Origin of the sequence: Yoonia vestfoldensis, from assembly GCF_002158905.1 — a bacterium.
Lineage (GTDB): Bacteria > Pseudomonadota > Alphaproteobacteria > Rhodobacterales > Rhodobacteraceae > Yoonia > Yoonia vestfoldensis_B.
This window is the reverse complement of sequence record NZ_CP021431.1, coordinates 1,293,019-1,310,517: the sequence shown is the minus strand read 5'-3', so window position 1 is coordinate 1,310,517 and position 17,499 is coordinate 1,293,019. Positions and strand designations below refer to the sequence as shown.

General features: G+C 63.7%; 17 protein-coding genes and 1 tRNA gene. 6 read left to right on the top strand and 12 right to left on the bottom strand.

The window, feature by feature from the left end; translation table 11 throughout:
• Positions 1-2: 2 nt before the first annotated feature.
• Both LOKVESSMR4R_RS06395 and guaB read right to left on the bottom strand, forming a co-directional pair.
• The gene (locus LOKVESSMR4R_RS06395; RefSeq protein ID WP_087206810.1) at positions 3-1,172 is read right to left on the bottom strand and encodes an RsmB/NOP family class I SAM-dependent RNA methyltransferase; all 1,170 of its coding nucleotides are present in this window, start codon (positions 1,170-1,172) and stop codon (positions 3-5) included.
• The gene (gene guaB, locus LOKVESSMR4R_RS06390; protein WP_087212720.1) at positions 1,172-2,620 is read right to left on the bottom strand and encodes an IMP dehydrogenase; all 1,449 of its coding nucleotides are present in this window, start codon (positions 2,618-2,620) and stop codon (positions 1,172-1,174) included. Before guaB ends, LOKVESSMR4R_RS06395 begins: the two co-directional genes overlap by 1 nt.
• 112 nt (positions 2,621-2,732) lie before the next feature.
• Between guaB and LOKVESSMR4R_RS06385 the strand changes: the two genes are divergently transcribed.
• The 4 genes from LOKVESSMR4R_RS06385 (at position 2,733) to LOKVESSMR4R_RS06370 (ending at position 6,134) form a co-directional block, all read left to right on the top strand.
• The gene (locus LOKVESSMR4R_RS06385) at positions 2,733-3,419 is read left to right on the top strand and encodes a hypothetical protein (protein ID WP_087206809.1); all 687 of its coding nucleotides are present in this window, start codon (positions 2,733-2,735) and stop codon (positions 3,417-3,419) included.
• 183 nt (positions 3,420-3,602) lie between these two features.
• Positions 3,603-5,633, top strand: coding sequence for an ASKHA domain-containing protein (locus LOKVESSMR4R_RS06380; RefSeq protein WP_087206808.1), 2,031 nt, complete (start codon positions 3,603-3,605; stop codon positions 5,631-5,633).
• Between the two features lie 46 nt (positions 5,634-5,679).
• Positions 5,680-5,753 (top strand) — tRNA-Gly (locus LOKVESSMR4R_RS06375).
• Positions 5,754-5,783: 30 nt separating this feature from the next.
• Positions 5,784-6,134, top strand: a complete 351-nt coding sequence (locus LOKVESSMR4R_RS06370) for a RidA family protein (RefSeq protein ID WP_087206807.1) — start codon at positions 5,784-5,786, stop codon at positions 6,132-6,134.
• A gap of 3 nt (positions 6,135-6,137) precedes the next feature.
• Here the strand turns inward: LOKVESSMR4R_RS06370 and LOKVESSMR4R_RS06365 are convergent, their stop codons facing one another.
• The 6 genes from LOKVESSMR4R_RS06365 to LOKVESSMR4R_RS06340 form a co-directional block, all read right to left on the bottom strand.
• Positions 6,138-6,593 carry a prepilin peptidase gene (locus LOKVESSMR4R_RS06365; protein WP_087206806.1) on the bottom strand — a complete coding sequence of 152 codons (456 nt, stop codon included), beginning with the start codon at positions 6,591-6,593 and terminating at the stop codon, positions 6,138-6,140.
• Positions 6,594-6,621: 28 nt separating this feature from the next.
• Positions 6,622-8,223 carry a glucose-6-phosphate isomerase gene (gene pgi, locus LOKVESSMR4R_RS06360; protein ID WP_087206805.1) on the bottom strand — a complete coding sequence of 534 codons (1,602 nt, stop codon included), beginning with the start codon at positions 8,221-8,223 and terminating at the stop codon, positions 6,622-6,624.
• Complete coding sequence (pgl, locus tag LOKVESSMR4R_RS06355; RefSeq protein ID WP_087206804.1) at positions 8,224-8,895, bottom strand: 6-phosphogluconolactonase; 672 nt, start codon at positions 8,893-8,895, stop codon at positions 8,224-8,226.
• Positions 8,896-8,899: 4 nt separating this feature from the next.
• Positions 8,900-10,354 carry a glucose-6-phosphate dehydrogenase gene (gene zwf / locus LOKVESSMR4R_RS06350; protein ID WP_087206803.1) on the bottom strand — a complete coding sequence of 485 codons (1,455 nt, stop codon included), beginning with the start codon at positions 10,352-10,354 and terminating at the stop codon, positions 8,900-8,902.
• Positions 10,355-10,448: 94 nt separating this feature from the next.
• A complete protein-coding gene (locus tag LOKVESSMR4R_RS06345; protein WP_087206802.1) occupies positions 10,449-12,167 on the bottom strand; it encodes a cation:proton antiporter in 1,719 nt (572 codons plus the stop codon).
• 108 nt (positions 12,168-12,275) lie between these two features.
• Positions 12,276-12,869: an HNH endonuclease gene (locus LOKVESSMR4R_RS06340; RefSeq protein WP_204248734.1), complete on the bottom strand. Its 594-nt coding sequence runs from the start codon at positions 12,867-12,869 to the stop codon at positions 12,276-12,278.
• A gap of 265 nt (positions 12,870-13,134) precedes the next feature.
• Between LOKVESSMR4R_RS06340 and LOKVESSMR4R_RS06335 the strand changes: the two genes are divergently transcribed.
• Positions 13,135-13,455 carry an REP-associated tyrosine transposase gene (locus LOKVESSMR4R_RS06335; RefSeq protein WP_087206800.1) on the top strand — a complete coding sequence of 107 codons (321 nt, stop codon included), beginning with the start codon at positions 13,135-13,137 and terminating at the stop codon, positions 13,453-13,455.
• Positions 13,456-13,482: 27 nt separating this feature from the next.
• On the opposite strand, the gene LOKVESSMR4R_RS06330 is transcribed toward LOKVESSMR4R_RS06335, so the two are convergent.
• From LOKVESSMR4R_RS06330 to LOKVESSMR4R_RS06315, 4 genes are read right to left on the bottom strand one after another with little or no spacing between them, the layout of a single operon-like run.
• Positions 13,483-14,151, bottom strand: a complete 669-nt coding sequence (locus LOKVESSMR4R_RS06330; protein ID WP_087206799.1) for an alpha/beta hydrolase — start codon at positions 14,149-14,151, stop codon at positions 13,483-13,485.
• Positions 14,148-14,777, bottom strand: coding sequence for a DNA-3-methyladenine glycosylase family protein (locus LOKVESSMR4R_RS06325; protein ID WP_087206798.1), 630 nt, complete (start codon positions 14,775-14,777; stop codon positions 14,148-14,150). Before LOKVESSMR4R_RS06325 ends, LOKVESSMR4R_RS06330 begins: the two co-directional genes overlap by 4 nt.
• Positions 14,774-15,496 carry a cobalt-precorrin-6A reductase gene (locus tag LOKVESSMR4R_RS06320; protein WP_087206797.1) on the bottom strand — a complete coding sequence of 241 codons (723 nt, stop codon included), beginning with the start codon at positions 15,494-15,496 and terminating at the stop codon, positions 14,774-14,776. The genes LOKVESSMR4R_RS06325 and LOKVESSMR4R_RS06320 overlap by 4 nt, the downstream gene beginning before the upstream one ends.
• Positions 15,493-16,536, bottom strand: a complete 1,044-nt coding sequence (locus LOKVESSMR4R_RS06315; RefSeq protein ID WP_087212717.1) for a cobalt-precorrin-5B (C(1))-methyltransferase — start codon at positions 16,534-16,536, stop codon at positions 15,493-15,495. Before LOKVESSMR4R_RS06315 ends, LOKVESSMR4R_RS06320 begins: the two co-directional genes overlap by 4 nt.
• Before the next feature lie 97 nt (positions 16,537-16,633).
• Between LOKVESSMR4R_RS06315 and cobA the strand changes: the two genes are divergently transcribed.
• Positions 16,634-17,485: a uroporphyrinogen-III C-methyltransferase gene (gene cobA, locus LOKVESSMR4R_RS06310; protein WP_087206796.1), complete on the top strand. Its 852-nt coding sequence runs from the start codon at positions 16,634-16,636 to the stop codon at positions 17,483-17,485.
• Positions 17,486-17,499 lie beyond the last annotated feature (14 nt).

The following is a 17,499-nucleotide window of genomic DNA, read 5'->3' as shown; positions in this document are numbered from 1 at the left end:
CGCTAAATCCTAGTCTTTCTGCCCAGCAGCGTCAGGAAAAAACCGTCGCCATCCGGCCCCGGCAGCCGCTGGTCGCGCAGCGTGACCACCCAGCCCGGATGGGCCTGCACAAAGCGCGCCACCACGGCGTCATTTTCATCTTGCAGCACCGAACAGGTCGCATAGGCCAGCAGGCCCTGCGGGCCGACCAGCGCCGCGCTGCGCGCGATCACCTCATCCTGCACCGCGTGCAGCGCATCCAGCCTGTCGCGCGTCAGCCGCCATTTCGCATCGGGGCTGCGCCGCCATGTGCCGCTGCCGCTGCAAGGCGCGTCACAGAAAACCACATCATAAGGCGCGTGCCGGTCCAGCTGATCGGGTGACAGCCGCGTAATCGCCACGCCGGCGCGCGCTGCCCTGTCCGGCAGATCGGCCATCCGCGCTGCGGCAATATCATGCGCAAAGACCGCCGCATCATGCCGGTCTGCAAAGGCCAGCGCCTTGCCACCACCGCCTGCGCAATAATCCAGCACCCGCGCGCCCGGCGCGACCGGCACCATCTGCACCGCCCGCTGCGAGGCCGCATCCTGCAATTCCACGCGCCCATCAAGATAGGCCGCAGAAAGCTTGATCCGGCGCGGATTGTCCCGCACCACCAAGCATAGATCCACGCTGTCATGCGGTTCAACGGCGATCCCGTCATCGGCCAAGGCCGCGATCACCCCGGCAACATCGGTCTTGCGCCGGTTGACGCGCAAGAAAACCTCGGCCCGGGCCTGTTGGGCCGTGGCGGCCTTTATGGCGGCAGGGCCAAGACTGTCCTGCCAGACCGGCCAGAGCCAATCGGGCAGATCGCAGGCCGCCGCATCCGACACATCCAGCGGCGCGGCGAGCGCGGCAGCCTCGGCCGCGCTTGGCGGCGCGGGGGCATGGCCCAGACCCGTGAAAACCTGCGAAAGATCAATGCCGTCACGCTGCAAAAGCCGCAGCATCAGCGCCCGCCCGTCGCCATCGCCCAGCGACCGCCGACAGCGCAGCACATCAAAGACATGATCGCGCAGGGCGGCGCGGTCCTTGGCACCGGCAAAGCGGCTGGCGCGCGCCCACGCCGTCAGCGCCTGTTCGGCAAAGGCCCCGTCCCTGATCTGGTCCAGCACCGCGATGGCGGCCGCGACCCGCGCGCCGGGGGTCATCAGCCGACCCGGTAATTCGGGCTTTCGCGGGTGATCTGCACGTCATGGACGTGGCTTTCCTTCAGCCCTGCGCCGGTGATCTTGACGAAACGGCAATTCTTGCGCATCTCCTCGACCGTGGCGCAGCCGGTATAGCCCATCGCGGCGCGCAAACCGCCCACCAGCTGATGCACGACCGCATGGGCAGAGCCTTTGTAAGGCACTTGGCCTTCGATGCCTTCGGGGACCAGCTTGTCGCTGGCGGCCTCTTTCTGGAAATAGCGGTCGGCAGAGCCGCTGGCCATCGCGCCAAGGCTGCCCATGCCGCGATAGGCCTTGAAGGACCGGCCTTGATAAAGGATCACCTCGCCCGGGCTTTCGTCGGTGCCCGCGATCATTGACCCGACCATGGCACAAGACGCGCCGGCCGCAATCGCCTTGGCGAAATCGCCCGAAAACTTGATGCCGCCATCGGCAATGACCGGCACATCGCCTGCGGCCTGCGCGCAATCCATGATCGCGGTCAGCTGCGGCACGCCGACACCCGCGACCATGCGCGTGGTGCAGATCGACCCCGGCCCGATGCCGACCTTGACCGCATCGGCACCGACGCCGATCAGGGCGCGGGTAGCCTCGGCCGTGGCGATATTGCCTGCGACGATCTGGACCTCGTTGGACAGCGCCTTGACCCGTTCGACAGCCCGCGCGACCCCTTCGGAATGGCCATGTGCCGTGTCAATCACGATCATGTCCACACCCGCATCAATCAGCGCCTGGCTGCGTTCAAACCCCGCATCACCGACGCCAGAGGCCGCCGCGACCCGCAAACGGCCCAGCTGATCCTTGCAGGCCATCGGGTTCAGCACGGCCTGTTCGCTGTCTTTGAGCGTCAAAAGACCGGTCAGCTTGCCCGCATGATCGGTGATCAGCAGCTTTTCGATGCGGCGCGCCTGCATCAGGGACCGGGCCTCGTCCAGATCGGCGGGCTCGTGCAGGATCGCCAGGTTCTCGGTGGTCATCATCACGCTGACGGGGGTCTTGTCATCCTGGGCAAAGCGCATGTCGCGGTTGGTGACAATGCCGATCACGCGGCCATCGGGGCCGACCACAGGGAAACCGGTGACCCTGTAGCGGTCCATCAGATCCTTGGCATCGGCCAGCGTCTGATCGGGGCGCAATGTGATCGGATTATAGACCGTGCCCGACACAAAGCGTTTGACGCGGCGGATTTCATCGGCCTGCTGGGCGATGCCAAGGTTCTTGTGGACAACGCCGATGCCACCGGCCTGGGCCATGGCGATGGCCATGCGCGCCTCTGTCACAGTGTCCATGGCGCTGGACAACAAGGGGATGTTCATGGCGATGGACTGCGTCACGCGGGTGCGTGTATCCGCCGTCGAGGGCAGCACGTTTGATGCGGCCGGGACCAGCAACACGTCATCAAATGTCAGGGCTTCACGAATCTCCATCAACCTGTCTCCGGTTTGGGGGCTGTTGGCGCGTCCCTATCGCATGGATAGGCCAGAGCCGAAAGGTCAAATCACCGCTTGAAGCCGCAAAGCCGCCCGCGCATGTTGCGGCATGACAGATCACGACAAAGATAGCATGCGCGGCACCGGCCAGAGGCTGCTTTGGCTTGGGGTGCGGTTCGCGCTGGTTTTGGGCGGCGTGGCGGCGGTTCTTTACGGGATCGAGTGGCTGAAAGCGCAGATCATGCTGCTGGAAAATGCGGCCTCTACCCGGGCGATGACAGGGCTGATGATCGCCATGCTGATCCTTTATGCGCTGCTTTTGGCGATCCCTTTCGTGCCGGGGGTCGAAATCGGCGTGGCGCTGCTGCTGATCCAGGGGGCCACGGCCGCGCCCATGGTCTATGGGGCGACCGTCACCGGGCTGGCGCTGGCCTTTGTGGTCGGGCAGATCGTGTCGCTGCCCTGGCTGATCGGGCTATTGCACGACCTGCGCCTGCGCCGGATCGCTGCATGGCTGGAACGTGTGGATGATGTTCCCCGCGACCAGAGGCTGTTGGCGATGCAAGCCAAACTGCCCGGCTGGCTGGTGCCCTTGGTGGTGCAATACCGCTATGCGACCATCGCCATCGCGCTGAATACGCCCGGCAATATCGCCATCGGGGGTGGCGGCGGGATCATGCTGGTCGCGGGGCTGAGCCGGGTCTTCACGACACCGGCCATGCTGCTGGTGATCGCGCTGGCCACAGCGCCGGTGCCGCTGGCGGTCTGGCTGTGGGGGGTGGATGTGGTGCGGTAGGGTCGGGGTGAACCCCGACCTACGGGTTTACCACCCCGACCAAGGCGAGAGCCCGTAAGGCGGGGTTCACCCCGCCACCGCCTCAACGGCCATGCCGCTCTTATCATGCAGATTGACGGATACCGCCCTTCCCTGTGCTGCGTCACGCGATATGTAGGGGCAAAGCAACAAAGGGCCGCCCCGATGACCACCGACCCGCTCGTGATTTTCACCCCCTCTGGCAAGCGGGGGCATTTTCCTGTCGGCACGCCTGTCCTGACAGCGGCACGGCAATTGGGGGTGGATCTGGATTCCGTCTGCGGCGGGCGCGGCATCTGTTCGAAATGCCAGATCACCCCGTCTTATGGCGAATTTTCCAAACATGGCGTCACCGTCGCCGCCGACGCTTTGTCCGACTGGAACAGCGTCGAGGAACGCTATGACAGCATCCGCGGCCTCAAACAGGGCCGCCGCCTTGGCTGTCAGGCGCAGATCCTGCGCGATGTCGTGATCGACGTGCCCGCCGAAAGCCAGGTGCACAAACAAGTCGTGCGCAAACGGGCCGAAGTGCGCGAGATCACGATGAACCCCTCGACCCGGCTTTATTACGTCGAGGTGCAGGAACCCGATATGCACGACCCCTCGGGCGATCTGGAACGGCTGGTCACCGCCTTGTGCCGCGATTGGGACCTGCCCGACCTGGAGGCTGATCTGGGCGTGCTGCGCAACCTGCAAAAGGCGCTGCGCAAAGGCGCGTGGAAAGTCACCGTCGCCGTGCATCTGGGCGATGCGGTCTTTTCGCCACGGATCGTGGCGATCTGGCCGGGGTTCTATGAAGGCACGATCTATGGGTTGGCCGTCGATCTGGGGTCAACCACCATCGCCGCACATTTGTGCGACCTGCGCTCGGGCGAGGTTGTGGCGTCTTCGGGCATCATGAACCCGCAAATCCGCTTTGGCGAGGATCTGATGAGCCGGGTCAGCTATGGCATGATGAACCCCACCGGATCGGATGAAATGACCCGCGCCGTGCGCGAAGGCATGAATGCGCTATTCGTGCAGATCGCGTCAGAGGCGCAGATCGACCGCGACCTGATCATGGATGCGGTCTTTGTCTGCAATCCGGTCATGCATCACCTGTTTCTGGGCATCGACGCCTATGAGCTGGGGCAAGCGCCCTTTGCGCTGGCGACAAGCGATGCGCTATCGCTGCGCGCGCTGGAACTGGATCTGAACCTGCATCCCGCCGCGCGGGTCTATATCCTGCCCTGTATCGCGGGCCATGTCGGGGCCGATGCCGCCGCCGTGGCGCTGTCAGAGGCACCCGACAAATCCGAAGACCTTGTGCTGATCGTCGATGTCGGCACCAATGCCGAAATCCTGCTGGGCAACCGCGAAAAGGTGCTGGCCTGTTCATCGCCCACCGGCCCCGCATTCGAGGGCGCGCAGATCAGTTCCGGCCAGCGCGCCGCCCCCGGTGCCATCGAACATGTCGAAATCGACCCTGTGACCAAACTGCCCCGCTTCAAGGTGATCGGCAGCGATATCTGGTCCGACGAGGACGGTTTCGCCGAGACCATCGCCCAGACCGGCGTGACCGGCATCTGCGGGTCCGGCATCATCGAGGTGATCGCCGAAATGCGCATGACCGGCATCGTCGACGGGCCGGGGCTGATCGGATCGGCCGAGCAGACCGGATCGCCCAATTGCTTTGCCGATGGGCGCACCAATTCCTATCTGCTTTACGATGGCACGGCGGCGGGTGGCCCGCTGATCACCGTGACCAATACCGATGTGCGCCAGATCCAGATGGCCAAGGCCGCGCTTTATTCGGGCGCGCGGCTGTTGATGGATAAATTCGGCGTGGACAAGGTGGACCGCGTGGTGCTGGCCGGGGCCTTTGGCGCGCATATCAGCCCCAAACATGCGATGGTTCTGGGCATGATCCCCGATGCGCCCCTGGACAAGGTCACAAGTGCCGGCAATGCCGCTGGCACCGGCGCGCGGATCGCGCTGTTGAACACAGATGCACGCGCCGAGATCGAAAGCATCGTGCGCCAGATCCACAAGATCGAGACCGCGATCGAGCCGCGCTTTCAGGAACATTTCGTCAATGCCTCGGCCATCCCCAACGCGGTGGAACCTTTCCCGATCCTCAACGCCCTGGTCACGATCCCCGCGATCAACCACAATCAGGGCGGCGACCGTGGTCCGCGCAGACGCGGCCGACGGTGATTGGCGCTTGACGACAGCGGGCCGCGCAATTACCTGAATGCAGCGCGCGGGTGTAGCTCAATGGTAGAGCAGCAGCTTCCCAAGCTGAATACGAGGGTTCGATTCCCTTCACCCGCTCCATTCTCCCCAGACCAAAGAAAGCCCCTCCCCATGTCCGAGATCATCCGCCACCATACCAATGCCCGCATGAGCCAGCTCGTCATTCATAACGGGATCGCCTATCTGGCGGGGCAGGTCGGCACGCCGGGGGCCTCGGTCTCTGAACAGACCGCCGCGATCCTGGCGCAGATCGACAGCCTGCTGGCCGAGGCGGGCACCGACAAGACCAAGATCCTGACCGCGCAGATCTGGCTGTCGGATATCGCCACGCAATTTGCGGCGATGAATGCGGTCTGGGACGCCTGGGTGCCCGAAGGCCATGCCCCTGCCCGCTGGACCGGCGAGGCCAAGCTTGCCACGCAGGATTACAATGTCGAAATCATCGTGACCGCCGCGATCTGACCGCTAGATCAGCCAAAAGGCGCATAAACCCGCGATGCCGATGGGCAAGCTCATCGGCAGCACTCTTTTGTGCAAGATCACCCATTTGCTATCCGCAGCGGCGACGCGTTTGTGGATCTGCAAGATGATAAAAGTGCCCACGAACATCGTCACGATAAAGATGGAAAAGGTCGCAACCGCCTTTTCGGCGGGAATGAACAGCGCCAGCCCGGTCAAGAGCTTGACCGCCCCCGCGCCGAACCCCGCCAGCGCAAAGAGCACCAACCCCACCACAAAGACCATCGCCGCCCCCACCAGCCGCCCGGCAAAGACGGCAGGGTCCGGCGCGGTCACGATCAGCGCCATGAACAGCACGAAGGGCAGCATCGTCAGCCAATTCGGCAAGCGCCCGTCGCGCATTTCGATCACCATGCCGGCGATCAGGATCAGTGACATCAAAAACGGTGCATAACCCGCCATAGGCGCAATTCCCAAACCAGGGGGGCCGTCAGACCCCGTGACGTTGCAAGAACCCGACCAGGGCGGCGGTGGATGCATCCTTGCCGTCCAGACCGGCGCGGCCTTCGACGACAGGTTGCAGCGCGGTCGCCAGCTCCTTGCCCAGTTCAACGCCCCATTGGTCGTAGGAATTCAGCCCCAAGACAACCCCTTCAACAAAGACGCGATGTTCATAAAGCGCGATGATCTGCCCCAGCACAAAGGGCGTCAGCTGCGGATAGGCAAGCGTGACCGATGGCCGGTTGCCGGTGAACACGCGGTGGCGGGCCTGGCGGTCCAATTCATCGCCGGTGAATTTATCCGCGATACTGGCGCGGGCGCTGTCCAGATCGCGGCCCCGCATCAGCGCCTCGGATTGCGCGAGGCAATTGGCGACCAGCAATTGGTGCTGGTGGTGCAGCGCATCCTCATGGCCGCGCGCGGCAATCAGGAATTCGCAAGACACAATGCCGGTGCCTTGGTGGATCAGCTGATAAAACGCATGCTGCCCGTTGGTGCCCGGTTCCCCCCAGACCACGGGGCCGCTGGCCACGGCCAGATCGGTCCCGTCCATGGCGACACCCTTGCCGTTGCTTTCCATTTCCAGCTGTTGAAGATAGGCAGGCAAGCGGTTGAGATTGTTATCATAAGGCAGCACGGCGCGGGTCGGATAGCCGCAAATCTGGTGATGCCAGATCCCCACCAATGCCAGCAGCGCCGGCAGGTTTTCATGCCAATCCGCCGCGCGGAAATGCTGGTCCATCGCCTGGGCGCCGCGCAGGAAGGCGCGGAAAGCCTCTGGCCCGATGGCGATCATCAAGGACAGCCCGATTGGTCCCCAAAGCGAATAGCGCCCGCCGACCCAATCGGCGAAACCAAAGACCCGCGACGCGTCGATCCCGAAAGCAGCGGTCTTGTCGGCAGCCGTGGACAGGGCGGCGAATTGCGCGCCGGTATCGCTGACGCCCTGCGCCATCCAGGCCTGTGCCGTGCGCGCATTGGTCATCGTCTCGATCGTGGTAAAGGTCTTGGAGGCGACGATCACCAGGGTTGTGGCGGGATCGCAGCGCCGCAGCACGCCCGCGATATCGGCAGGGTCCACATTGCTGACGAAATGGCAGCGCGGGCCGTCATGATAGGGCGCCAGCGCGCGCACGGCCATCGCAGGGCCAAGATCCGACCCGCCGATGCCGATATTGACCACATCTGTGATCTTGCCGCCCTGCCCGCGGATGCTGCCGTCTCGCACCGCGCGGGCGAAATCCTCCATCCGCGCCAGCGTGGCCAGCACATCGGGCATGACATCCTGGCCCGCCACCATGACAGGCCCGCCATCGAGGTTGCGTAACGCCGTATGCAAGACGGCGCGTCCTTCGGTTTCGTTGATCGCGGCGCCCGTGAACATCGCGTCACGTTTTGCGGCCAGACCGGTCTGGTCCAGCAGATCAAACAGCAGATCGCGGGCTGTGGTGTCGATATTGGTCTTGGCGTAATCCAGCCGCATCTCACCGGCAGTGACGCTGAAATCATCGGCGCGCGCGGTATCCAGCAGCGTCTCGAACCGCCGGTCAGCGGTGGCCGCGTGATGGGCGCGCAGGTTGTCCCAGACCATCTATGCCTCCGCCCAATGCACAATCGTATCTTTCAGCACGGCCGCAACCGGCGCATCGAACGGGTCAAGCCCGGAGGCCCGTTCCAATGCGGCACGTTTTTCCGCCCCGACGATCACGATATGACGCGCCATGGCGGCGTTCAGCACGGCGGCCGACAGGGTGATCCGCGGCTCCGGCGCGCCGGGCGCGCGCATCGCGACAAGGGAATCGTCGCCCGTCAGCGCCAGTTCCAGCTGGTCGGCACCCGGAAACAGCGAGGCGGTATGCATATCCGCGCCCATGCCCAGCAGCACCACCGACAGCGGCAGCAAAGGCGCCAGCCCTGCGGCCAGTTCGGGCAGCTTGTCCTCTGGCGCGGGCGCATCGGCGTAAAGCGGGATCAGCCGCGCGGCGGCCGCGCGATCCACCAGCAAGCGGCGGCGCAGCAGCGCGGTATTGGACCGCGCGGCGCTTTCCGGCAGCCAGCGCTCATCGGTCAGCAGCACATCAACGCGCGCCCAATCCAGATCGACCGAACACAGATTGTCGAAAATCGGCCCCGGCGTGGTCCCCCCCGGCACCGCAAGCGAGGCGCGATCATGCGTCACCAGCGTCTGTTTCAACGCGCTGGCCAGAATATCGGCCAGCCGCATCATCATCATTTCCGCATCGGGATATTCAATCAATTTCATCACTTCAGCCTTTGACTTCGCGCCATTTACGCCCGTCGCGATGCAGCAGCATCATCGCATCCTCTGGCCCGGTGGACCCGGCATCATAAAGCTTGGGCACGTCATTGCGGGCCTCCCAGCCCTGGATGATCGGGTCGGTCCAGGCCCAGGCCGCCTCGACCTCGTCACCGCGCATGAACAGCGTCTGGTTGCCCCGGATCACATCCATGATCAGCCGCTCATAGGCATCGGTCACCTCTTCTGCATCGGCACCCAAAGCCTCGGCGAATGTCATGTCCAAAGGCACGTCGATCAAACGCATCCCACCCGGTCCGGGTTCCTTGATCGTGACCTGCAAATCCATGCCTTCATTGGGTTGCAGCCGGATCGACAGGATATTGCGGTGGCGCGCGGTATCGCCTTCGAAAATCGTATGGCCAAGATCCTTGAAAACCACGGTGATTTCGGATGACCGCGCTTTCATCCGTTTACCGGTGCGCAGGTAGAACGGCACCCCCGCCCAGCGCCAATTGGCGATATGGCATTTCAGCGCGACAAAGCTTTCGGTGAAACTGCGGGGGTTTTCGGCATCCGCGCGATAGCTGGGCCCATCGGGGCCGGCATCATATTGGCCGCGCACGATGTGATGCGGGGCGACCGGCTGCAAGGCGCGGATCACCTTGAGCTTTTCATCGCGCACCTCATCCGCGCCAAAGCGGCTGGGCGGTTCCATCGCGATCAGGCATAACAGCTGCATCAGATGGTTCTGCACCATATCGCGCATCGCACCCGATTTGTCGTAATAAGACCCCCGCCCCGCGACATTGACCGTCTCGGCCACGGTGATCTGGATGTGATCGACGTAATGATTGTTCCACAAAGGTTCAAACAGCACATTGCCAAAGCGCACGGCCATCAGGTTCTGCACGGTTTCCTTGCCCAGATAATGGTCGATCCGGTAGATCTGATCCTCGTTGAAGTGGGTCGACAGCACCGCATTCAACGCGCGCGCGGTTTCCAGATCGCGGCCAAAGGGTTTTTCCACCACGATCCGGCTGTCCGAAGTGGCGATCTTGTGGCTGTGCAGCCGTTCGGCCAGATCCCCGAACAAGGCGGGCGCGACCGAGAAATAAAACGCCTGCACCACGTCAGAGCGGACCTTTTGCGCCAGATCAGCCCAGCCGCCCGCGCCTTTGGCGTCGATGGCGACATAATCCAGCGTGGCCAGAAAAGCATTCAGGCTGTCGCTGTCGCGGGCCTCTTCGCCGCCGAATTCGGCAATCGCCTCGGCAATCATGGCGCGGTAGCCCGCCAGATCCATTTCGGACCGTGCCGCCCCGATGATCCGCGACCCTTCGGGCGTCTGGCCAGACCGGAACCGGCGGAACAGACCCGGCAGGATCTTGCGACGGGCAAGATCGCCGGTGCCACCAAAGATCACCAGATCAAAGGTTTCAACAGGGATGACGCGAGAAACCATGACGTGCTCCGCTTGTATTTTCGTTAGCGCTAACGCCCGCTGGCTAAAGCATCTTGCGCGGCCTGTCTACAGGCTTTGCCGGGCGCGGGGCCGATCAGGCGGGGCCCGGCTCTTCGTCGTCGATCTGGGCGATGGCCTGCCTGTCGGTGGGTTCGGCCCCACACAGGATATCAGTCGCGCGGTCGGCGGCATCCTGAAACGGTTCCAGCACAAGATCGGCACCGCTGTCCAGCAGGCGTTGGATTTCGGCGGCATGATGCGATGTCACCGCGATCTGCCCGGCATAACCGGCACTGCGCGCCAGCTGGATCAGCGTGATCCGGGTGTCTTCATGGCTCAGGCTGGTGGGATGAACCGGCACGGTCGAGACCAGCCAGCCCGCATCCGCCAGCGGCAATTCAGCCACGAATTCCGGGTCGGTCGCATCGCCGAAATCGGTATCCAGCCCCAGTTCGCGCCAGCGGCGGGCGGCGGCGGGGTTGAAATCAACGCCCAAAACCTTGATCCCGCGCTGTTGCAGCCGCAGTCCGATTGCCGTGCCGAACCGGCCAAGGCCAAAGATGATAACCTGATGGCGCTGTGCCTGATTGGCGCTGTCATCTTGCCGGTCGCGATGGGGTGTTTTGCGTTCAAAGAGGCCCAGAACAGGCTCGAACAGACTATAGAGCTGGTGCGAATAGGTGATCATATAGGTCGAGGCCGCAATCGTCACCAGCCCGACCATCGTCACCAGCCCCAGCGCATCTTCCTGCACATGGCCGATGGTGACCCCCATGGCGATGAAGATCAGCGAAAACTCACTGATCTGGGCCACGGTCAGCCCGGCCAGAAAACCGGTCCGCTTGCGATAGCCCAGCGCCCCCATGATCACCAGAACGATCAGCGGATTGCCGATCAGCACGAAGGCCGAAAAGATCACCGCCCCCCAGATATGCGTGCCCAAAAGCGACAGATCGAGGCCGGACCCCAGCGAGATGAAAAAGAACAGCAGCAAGAAATCACGCAAGGGCGCCAGCCTTGCGGAAATGGTTTCGCGGTACGGCGTGGAGGCCAGCGCCACACCGGCCAGCAGCCCGCCCACTTCTTTGCCCAGCCCCACCAGATCGCCGACCGCCGCAAAGATCGCCGCCATCGCAATGGCAAAGATCAACAGCAATTCGGGGGCCTTGGCCAGCCGCTCTGTCAGCGGGTTCGCCACATAGCGCACGAACAAGATCACCACCGCGACCATGCCCAGACCCGAGACCAGCACCAGCGGCACAGACCCCTGCCCTTCACCCGATGCGCCGATCCCGATGGCCGAAAGCACGATCATCGCCAGCACCACGACGATATCCTGCACGATCAGGAAACCCAGCGCGATCTGCCCATGCAGGCTGTCGATCTCGCGCTTGTCCGACAGCAGTTTGACGATGATGATCGTCGATGAAAAGGTCAGCGCGATGGCGACATAAAGGCTGGTCACCGCCCCCAGCCCCAGCGCCAGCCCGATCAGGAACCCAAAGATCGAGGTAAAGGCCACCTGCCCCAGCCCCGTCAGCAAAGACACCGCCCCCAGCGAGCGGATCAATTTCACATCCAGCTTGATGCCGACCAGAAACAGCAAGATCGCAATCCCAAGCTGCGACAGCAGCGTGATCTGCGCATCCGCGCGCACAAGGTCCAGCGCGGAAGGCCCCACCAGCAACCCCACCGCGATAAAGCTGACGATCAGCGGTTGCTGCAACATGATCCCGACAAAGCCGACACCCGCGGCAAGGACCAGCAGCAAGGCGATCTCCACGAAAGGAGATTGGGTGATCAGATCAAGCATGAGGCGTCTTTCCTGTTCGCGCGCAATGGCCAAGATGGACCGTTTGTCGGGCCAACATCGACCAGCGGCGCGCCCAGCACCTTGATCCAGCGCATGAAACGCCGGAATTTACGCTTCGAGTTCGGCATCCCAATAAAGGTAATCCAGCCAGCTGTCATGCAGGTGATTGGGCGGAAACTTGCGCCCGACATTATGCAATTGCGACGGCGCCGGACGGCGCGGCGGTTTGCGCAGCGACAGGCCCGACTGGCGCAGCGATTTCGACCCTTTGCGCAGGTTGCACGCGCTGCAAGCCGCCACCACATTTTCCCAGCTGGTCACACCGCCCGCCGCGCGCGGCACGACATGGTCAAAGGTCAGATCACCCTTGGCCCCGCAATATTGGCAGGAAAATTCATCCCGCAGGAACAGGTTGAACCGGGTAAAGGCGACCTGTCTTTGCGGGCTGACATAATCCTTGAGCACGACAACCGAAGGGATTCGGATCTCTGTCGAGGGGCTGCGCACATATTCATCATATTCACTGACGATCACGACACGGTCGAGCCAGGCCGCCTTGATCGCCTCTTGCCAGGGCCATAGTGACAGCGGGTAATAGGATAATGGGCGGTAATCGGCATTCAGCACCAGCGCGGGAAAATGTTTCAACGCCCCCGGCGCGCGCACGAAATCATTCCGAAATTCTGTCTGCGTCATCGTCATCAATCCCACAGGTTCCCTGCGGAGGCCGTGCGAACCGGCGTTTCCGCAGCGCTGTCAGCTTGACTATATCTCGCGTCAGATTTGTGACAAGCCCCACAATATGCGCCAAACAAACGCAGGCGCGGCGGCTCGTTCCACAGCTGCCTGCCGTTTTGTCACGGTCAGACCTTTTATTGACAAGCGCAAGGCCCGCGCAGCGGCACCACGTAGGCCGGGGTTCACCCCGGCAATATCCCGCGGGTAATGTGACACATGCGATGTCGGGGTGAACCCCGACCTACGGCGCTCTCCCGGCGATGCCGATTTCTCGACGCGGTGGCGCCTGATCAAATCGCGGTTCTCGCGGGCTGTCGGGCGCAAGCAGCCCCGCACTGCGTCGCAAGTGACCAAGAAAGAACACGGGCTGTGGCAGCGCCGGTTCTGGGAACATTATATCCGCGACGACGCGGATTTTGCGGCCCATCTTGCATATTGCTGGGGAAATCCGGTCAAACACGGCCTTGTCACGCGGGCCGTGGATTGGCCATTTTCATCATTGCACCGCGATATCAAAAGGGGTTTGGCGGGCGGTGAATGGGCGGGTTAGGGATGGGTGCAAGCACCCATCCTACGCCTACTCCATCCCCAGCCGGTCGCGCATGAAGGCCAGCGCCACTTGCAGACCATCGGGCGCGATGCCATGGGCGGTGCCTTTCATGACATGGGCGTAAACCTCGCTCCACCCCGCCTGTTGCAAGGCCTCTGCCGCCATCGGCAGCGATTGCGGCGGCACCACATCATCCTGATCGCCATGGATCAGCAGGACAGGCGGGCGGCATTGTGCCTCGTCGGCCAGAAGCTCCGGCAGCAACAACCGCCCCGAAAAGGCCACGATCCCCGCGACCGGGTCTTCGCGGCGTGGCACGACATGCAGCGCCATCATCGTGCCCTGGCTGAACCCCAGCACGATCACCTGTTCGGGCAAAAGGTCTTCATCCACCATGACCCCGTCCAGAAAGGCATCAAGATCGGCTGCCGCATGCTCTAGACCGGCCTGGCTTTCTTCCTCGCTTGACCCATCGATCCAGGGGATCGGGAACCATTGATAGCCCATTGGCGCACCAGCGCAGCCCTCGGGCGCATCGGGGGCCAGAAACAACGTGTCGGGCATATGTTCCGCCAAAGGATCGGCCAGCCCGATCAGATCCGCGCCATTCGCGCCATAGCCATGCAGAAAGATGACGCAGGATTGCGTTTCACCCGATAGCGGTTCGCGCCGCTGCGCCTGAAGTGCCCGTGTCATCTGATCCCTTCCCGTTGCTTGATCGTCGCGTAATAGGCCCACATGATCCGTGCCGCAACCGACCGCCACGGTGCCCAGGGTTCCGCCATCGCGCGCAAGGCCTTGTCGCGGGGCCGCTCGGGCAGATCAAAGATCACCCGCGCCGCCTCTTGCAAGGCCAGATCGCCGGGGGCAAAGACATCGGCCCGGCCCAGTGCGAACATCGCATAGATTTCCGCCGTCCAGATCCCGATGCCGGTCACTTGGGTCAGCTGGGCGATGACCGCCTCATTGGGCAGATCATGCAGGCCGGGATAATCCAGATCGGCCAGCGCCAGCGCCTTGGCATAGCGCGCTTTTTGCCCGCTCAGACCCAGCGCGCGCAAATCCTCCGCGCTGGCAGCGGCAATGGCGCTTGGATCATCCATACCCGCAGCCGCCAAACGCCGCATGATCGCATCAGCGGCGGCCACGCTGACCTGCTGGCTGACAATCGCCCCCAGCAGCGCGCCAAAGCCGTCCGGTCTTAGCCGCAAAGGCAAAGGCTGCAAGGCGGGGATGATCGCGGCAAAGCGCGGCTCGATCCGCGCCAGATGATCGGCGCCTTCAAGGATACAGGCATCCGATGTGATCACCCGCAGGGTCATAGCGCGCCCACCCAAGCCAAGGCCGCCGCGACGCTGGCCACCTGGGGCCAATCGCCCGGCGCGGGGCGCGCGATCATCAGAACAGGGATGCCAAGCGCACGCGCAGCGACCAGTTTCGTCGCACTGGCCTGCCCGCCCGCATTCTTGACCACCAGCCAATCCACGCCCAACCGCTGGAACAGCGCGCTTTCATCTTGCACCGAAAACGGCGGACGCCCGATCAGGAATTCCCCACCCGCGAAAGGGAAAGGCCCCTCGGGCGGATCAATCTGGCGGCAGATCACGCGCCGTCCCGCCAGATTGGCAAAGCCGTCAAGGCTCTGGCGTCCGGTGCCAAGAAACACTGTCGCCCCTTGCGGGATATGGGCGGCGGCCTCTTGTTCGCGCGCGATCTCGGTCCACAGATCGCCCGGCCCAGCCACCCAAGCCGGGCGCAAAAGCTGGCAAAACGGCAGGCCCAGATCGGCGCAAACCATGGCAGAGCGCCGGGTGATCCGCGCGGCATAGGGATGGGTGGCATCCAGCACCGCATGGATATGATGCTGCGACAGGAATGCGCGAAACCCCGCTTCGCCGCCAAAACCGCCGCTTTGCACCGGCACAGGCAAAGGGGCCGGATCACGCGTCGCCCCGGCAAGCGCGGCAATCACATCCTGCCCTTGCAGGGCGGTGGCAATCGCGCGGGCCTCTGCCGTGCCGGCCAGCAGCAACAGGGTCATGCCCCCGCCCTCGCCAGCACCGTGCCGGCGCGGTCGATCACGATAATGTCGAACGCCATGCCCGCAAACCGCGCACTGACCTGCGCCAATGCCGCATCCGCCACCGCTTGGGCCAGCGGCGGCCCGGCAATCTGATAGGCCTCTAGCGCGGTATTGGCCATTGCCAGCCTTGGGTCATCCATCATCCGCGCCAGCCCTGCGAAATCAACCTGGCTGCGCGCCGAATGCAGGTCCATCGCGCCTTGGGCCAGCTTGGTGATCTTGCCGATACCGCCGCCGATGGTGACGCGCGGCACCGGGTGCTTCGCCAGATATTTTAGCATGCCCCCCGCGAAATCGCCCATATCCAGCATGGCATGATCGGGCAGCGCATGGATCGCCTGCACGATCCGTTCCGATGTGGCCCCGGTGCAGCCCGCAACATGGGACAAGCCATCCGCACGCGCCACATCAATGCCGCGATGGATCGACGCGATCCAGGCGGCACAGGAAAACGGACGCACGATCCCGGTGGTGCCAAGGATCGACAGCCCCCCCGCGATCCCCAGACGCGGGTTCCATGTTTTCAACGCCAGCTCCGCCCCGCCCGGCACCGAGATTTCGATCACGATATCGGGGCTTTGCCCATAAAGCGCCGCCATCTCGGCCACGACATCCGCCATCATCTGGCGCGGCACGGGGTTGATCGCAGGCGCGCCCACGGCAATCGGCAATCCGGGCTTGGTGACCATGCCGACACCATCGCCTGCGCGAAAGACCACCCCGCCATCCGACGCACTGACCCGCACCACGATCAGCGCGCCATGGGTCACATCAGGATCATCGCCCGCATCCTTGGTGATCCCGACGCTGGCCCAGCCCGCCCCCGCCTCGGCCAAGGCCAGCGGGAATGTCGGCGTCTCACCCTTGGGCAAGGTAATCGTTACATCGCGCGGAAATGCGCCGGACCATAGCCGGACCAGCGCCGCCTTGGTCGCCGCCGTCGCACAGGCGCCCGTGGTCCAGCCACGGCGCAATTCGATCTGGGGTTTGCGTGTCATCGGGGCGACGATAGGCAGCGGCGCGGATGACGGCAATCGGCAATCGCAGGTCGCAACACCGCTTTCCCTGCCCGCCAAATCGCGGCATAAGCGGGGCATGGACAGCACAATCCCCCTCCCCGGCCATGATTGGCCCGTCATGCAACCCGGCTGGGTCTGGCTTTGCGGCGCAGGCCCCGGCGATCCGGGGCTGCTGACACTGCATGCGCTGAACGCGCTGCGCCAGGCCGATGTGGTGATCTATGACGCGCTGGTCCAAGAAGCGATCCTCGACTGGGCGCCACAGGCCACGCTGATCTATGCCGGCAAACGCGGCGGCAAACCTTCGGCAAAACAGCGCGACATCTCGCTGCGGCTGGTCGATCTGGCGCGGAGCGGCAAACGGGTGCTGCGGCTCAAGGGTGGCGATCCTTTCGTCTTTGGGCGCGGCGGCGAAGAGGCGCAGACGCTGGTGCAGCACGGCGTGCCGATCCGGATCATTCCGGGGATCAGCGCAGGTATCGGCGGGCTGGCCTATGCAGGCATCCCCGTCACACATCGCGACGTCAACCAATCGGTGACTTTCGTGACCGGCCATGACCAATCCGGCAACACGCCCGGAAACCTTGATTGGACAAGCATATCAAAAGGGTCCCAGGTGATCGTGATCTATATGGGGATGAAACATATCGCCCAGATCAGCGTCCATCTGGTCGCCGCAGGCCGCAGCCTGCATGAACCCGTGGCCGTGGTGGCCACCGCAACAACGCAAGACCAGCAGGTGCTGGAAACCACGCTGGGCCGCATCGTCGACGACATCGCCGCCGCCAATCTGGAACCACCCGCCATCATCTGCGTCGGCCAATCGGTGCTGATGCGGCAGGTTCTCGACTGGCAAGGCATGGCGGCGGGCGTGCCTGCGCGCAATCTCGACCCTCTGGGCCGCGGACGCGCCGCCGAATCGGCCTGATGCCCGGCTTCTTT

Bases quoted from the DNA above. Each gene is read 5' to 3' on its own strand.
- LOKVESSMR4R_RS06395 (WP_087206810.1), bottom strand. From the start codon at position 1,172: ATGACCCCCGGCGCGCGGGTCGCGGCCGCCATCGCGGTGCTGGACCAG.
- guaB (WP_087212720.1), bottom strand. From the start codon at position 2,620: ATGGAGATTCGTGAAGCCCTGACATTTGATGACGTGTTGCTGGTCCCG.
- LOKVESSMR4R_RS06385 (WP_087206809.1), top strand. From the start codon at position 2,733: ATGACAGATCACGACAAAGATAGCATGCGCGGCACCGGCCAGAGGCTG.
- LOKVESSMR4R_RS06380 (WP_087206808.1), top strand. From the start codon at position 3,603: ATGACCACCGACCCGCTCGTGATTTTCACCCCCTCTGGCAAGCGGGGG.
- LOKVESSMR4R_RS06370 (WP_087206807.1), top strand. From the start codon at position 5,784: ATGTCCGAGATCATCCGCCACCATACCAATGCCCGCATGAGCCAGCTC.
- LOKVESSMR4R_RS06365 (WP_087206806.1), bottom strand. From the start codon at position 6,593: ATGGCGGGTTATGCACCGTTTTTGATGTCACTGATCCTGATCGCCGGC.
- pgi (WP_087206805.1), bottom strand. From the start codon at position 8,223: ATGGTCTGGGACAACCTGCGCGCCCATCACGCGGCCACCGCTGACCGG.
- pgl (WP_087206804.1), bottom strand. From the start codon at position 8,895: ATGAAATTGATTGAATATCCCGATGCGGAAATGATGATGATGCGGCTG.
- zwf (WP_087206803.1), bottom strand. From the start codon at position 10,354: ATGGTTTCTCGCGTCATCCCTGTTGAAACCTTTGATCTGGTGATCTTT.
- LOKVESSMR4R_RS06345 (WP_087206802.1), bottom strand. From the start codon at position 12,167: ATGCTTGATCTGATCACCCAATCTCCTTTCGTGGAGATCGCCTTGCTG.
- LOKVESSMR4R_RS06340 (WP_204248734.1), bottom strand. From the start codon at position 12,869: ATGACGATGACGCAGACAGAATTTCGGAATGATTTCGTGCGCGCGCCG.
- LOKVESSMR4R_RS06330 (WP_087206799.1), bottom strand. From the start codon at position 14,151: ATGACACGGGCACTTCAGGCGCAGCGGCGCGAACCGCTATCGGGTGAA.
- LOKVESSMR4R_RS06325 (WP_087206798.1), bottom strand. From the start codon at position 14,777: ATGACCCTGCGGGTGATCACATCGGATGCCTGTATCCTTGAAGGCGCC.
- LOKVESSMR4R_RS06320 (WP_087206797.1), bottom strand. From the start codon at position 15,496: ATGACCCTGTTGCTGCTGGCCGGCACGGCAGAGGCCCGCGCGATTGCC.
- LOKVESSMR4R_RS06315 (WP_087212717.1), bottom strand. From the start codon at position 16,536: ATGACACGCAAACCCCAGATCGAATTGCGCCGTGGCTGGACCACGGGC.
- cobA (WP_087206796.1), top strand. From the start codon at position 16,634: ATGGACAGCACAATCCCCCTCCCCGGCCATGATTGGCCCGTCATGCAA.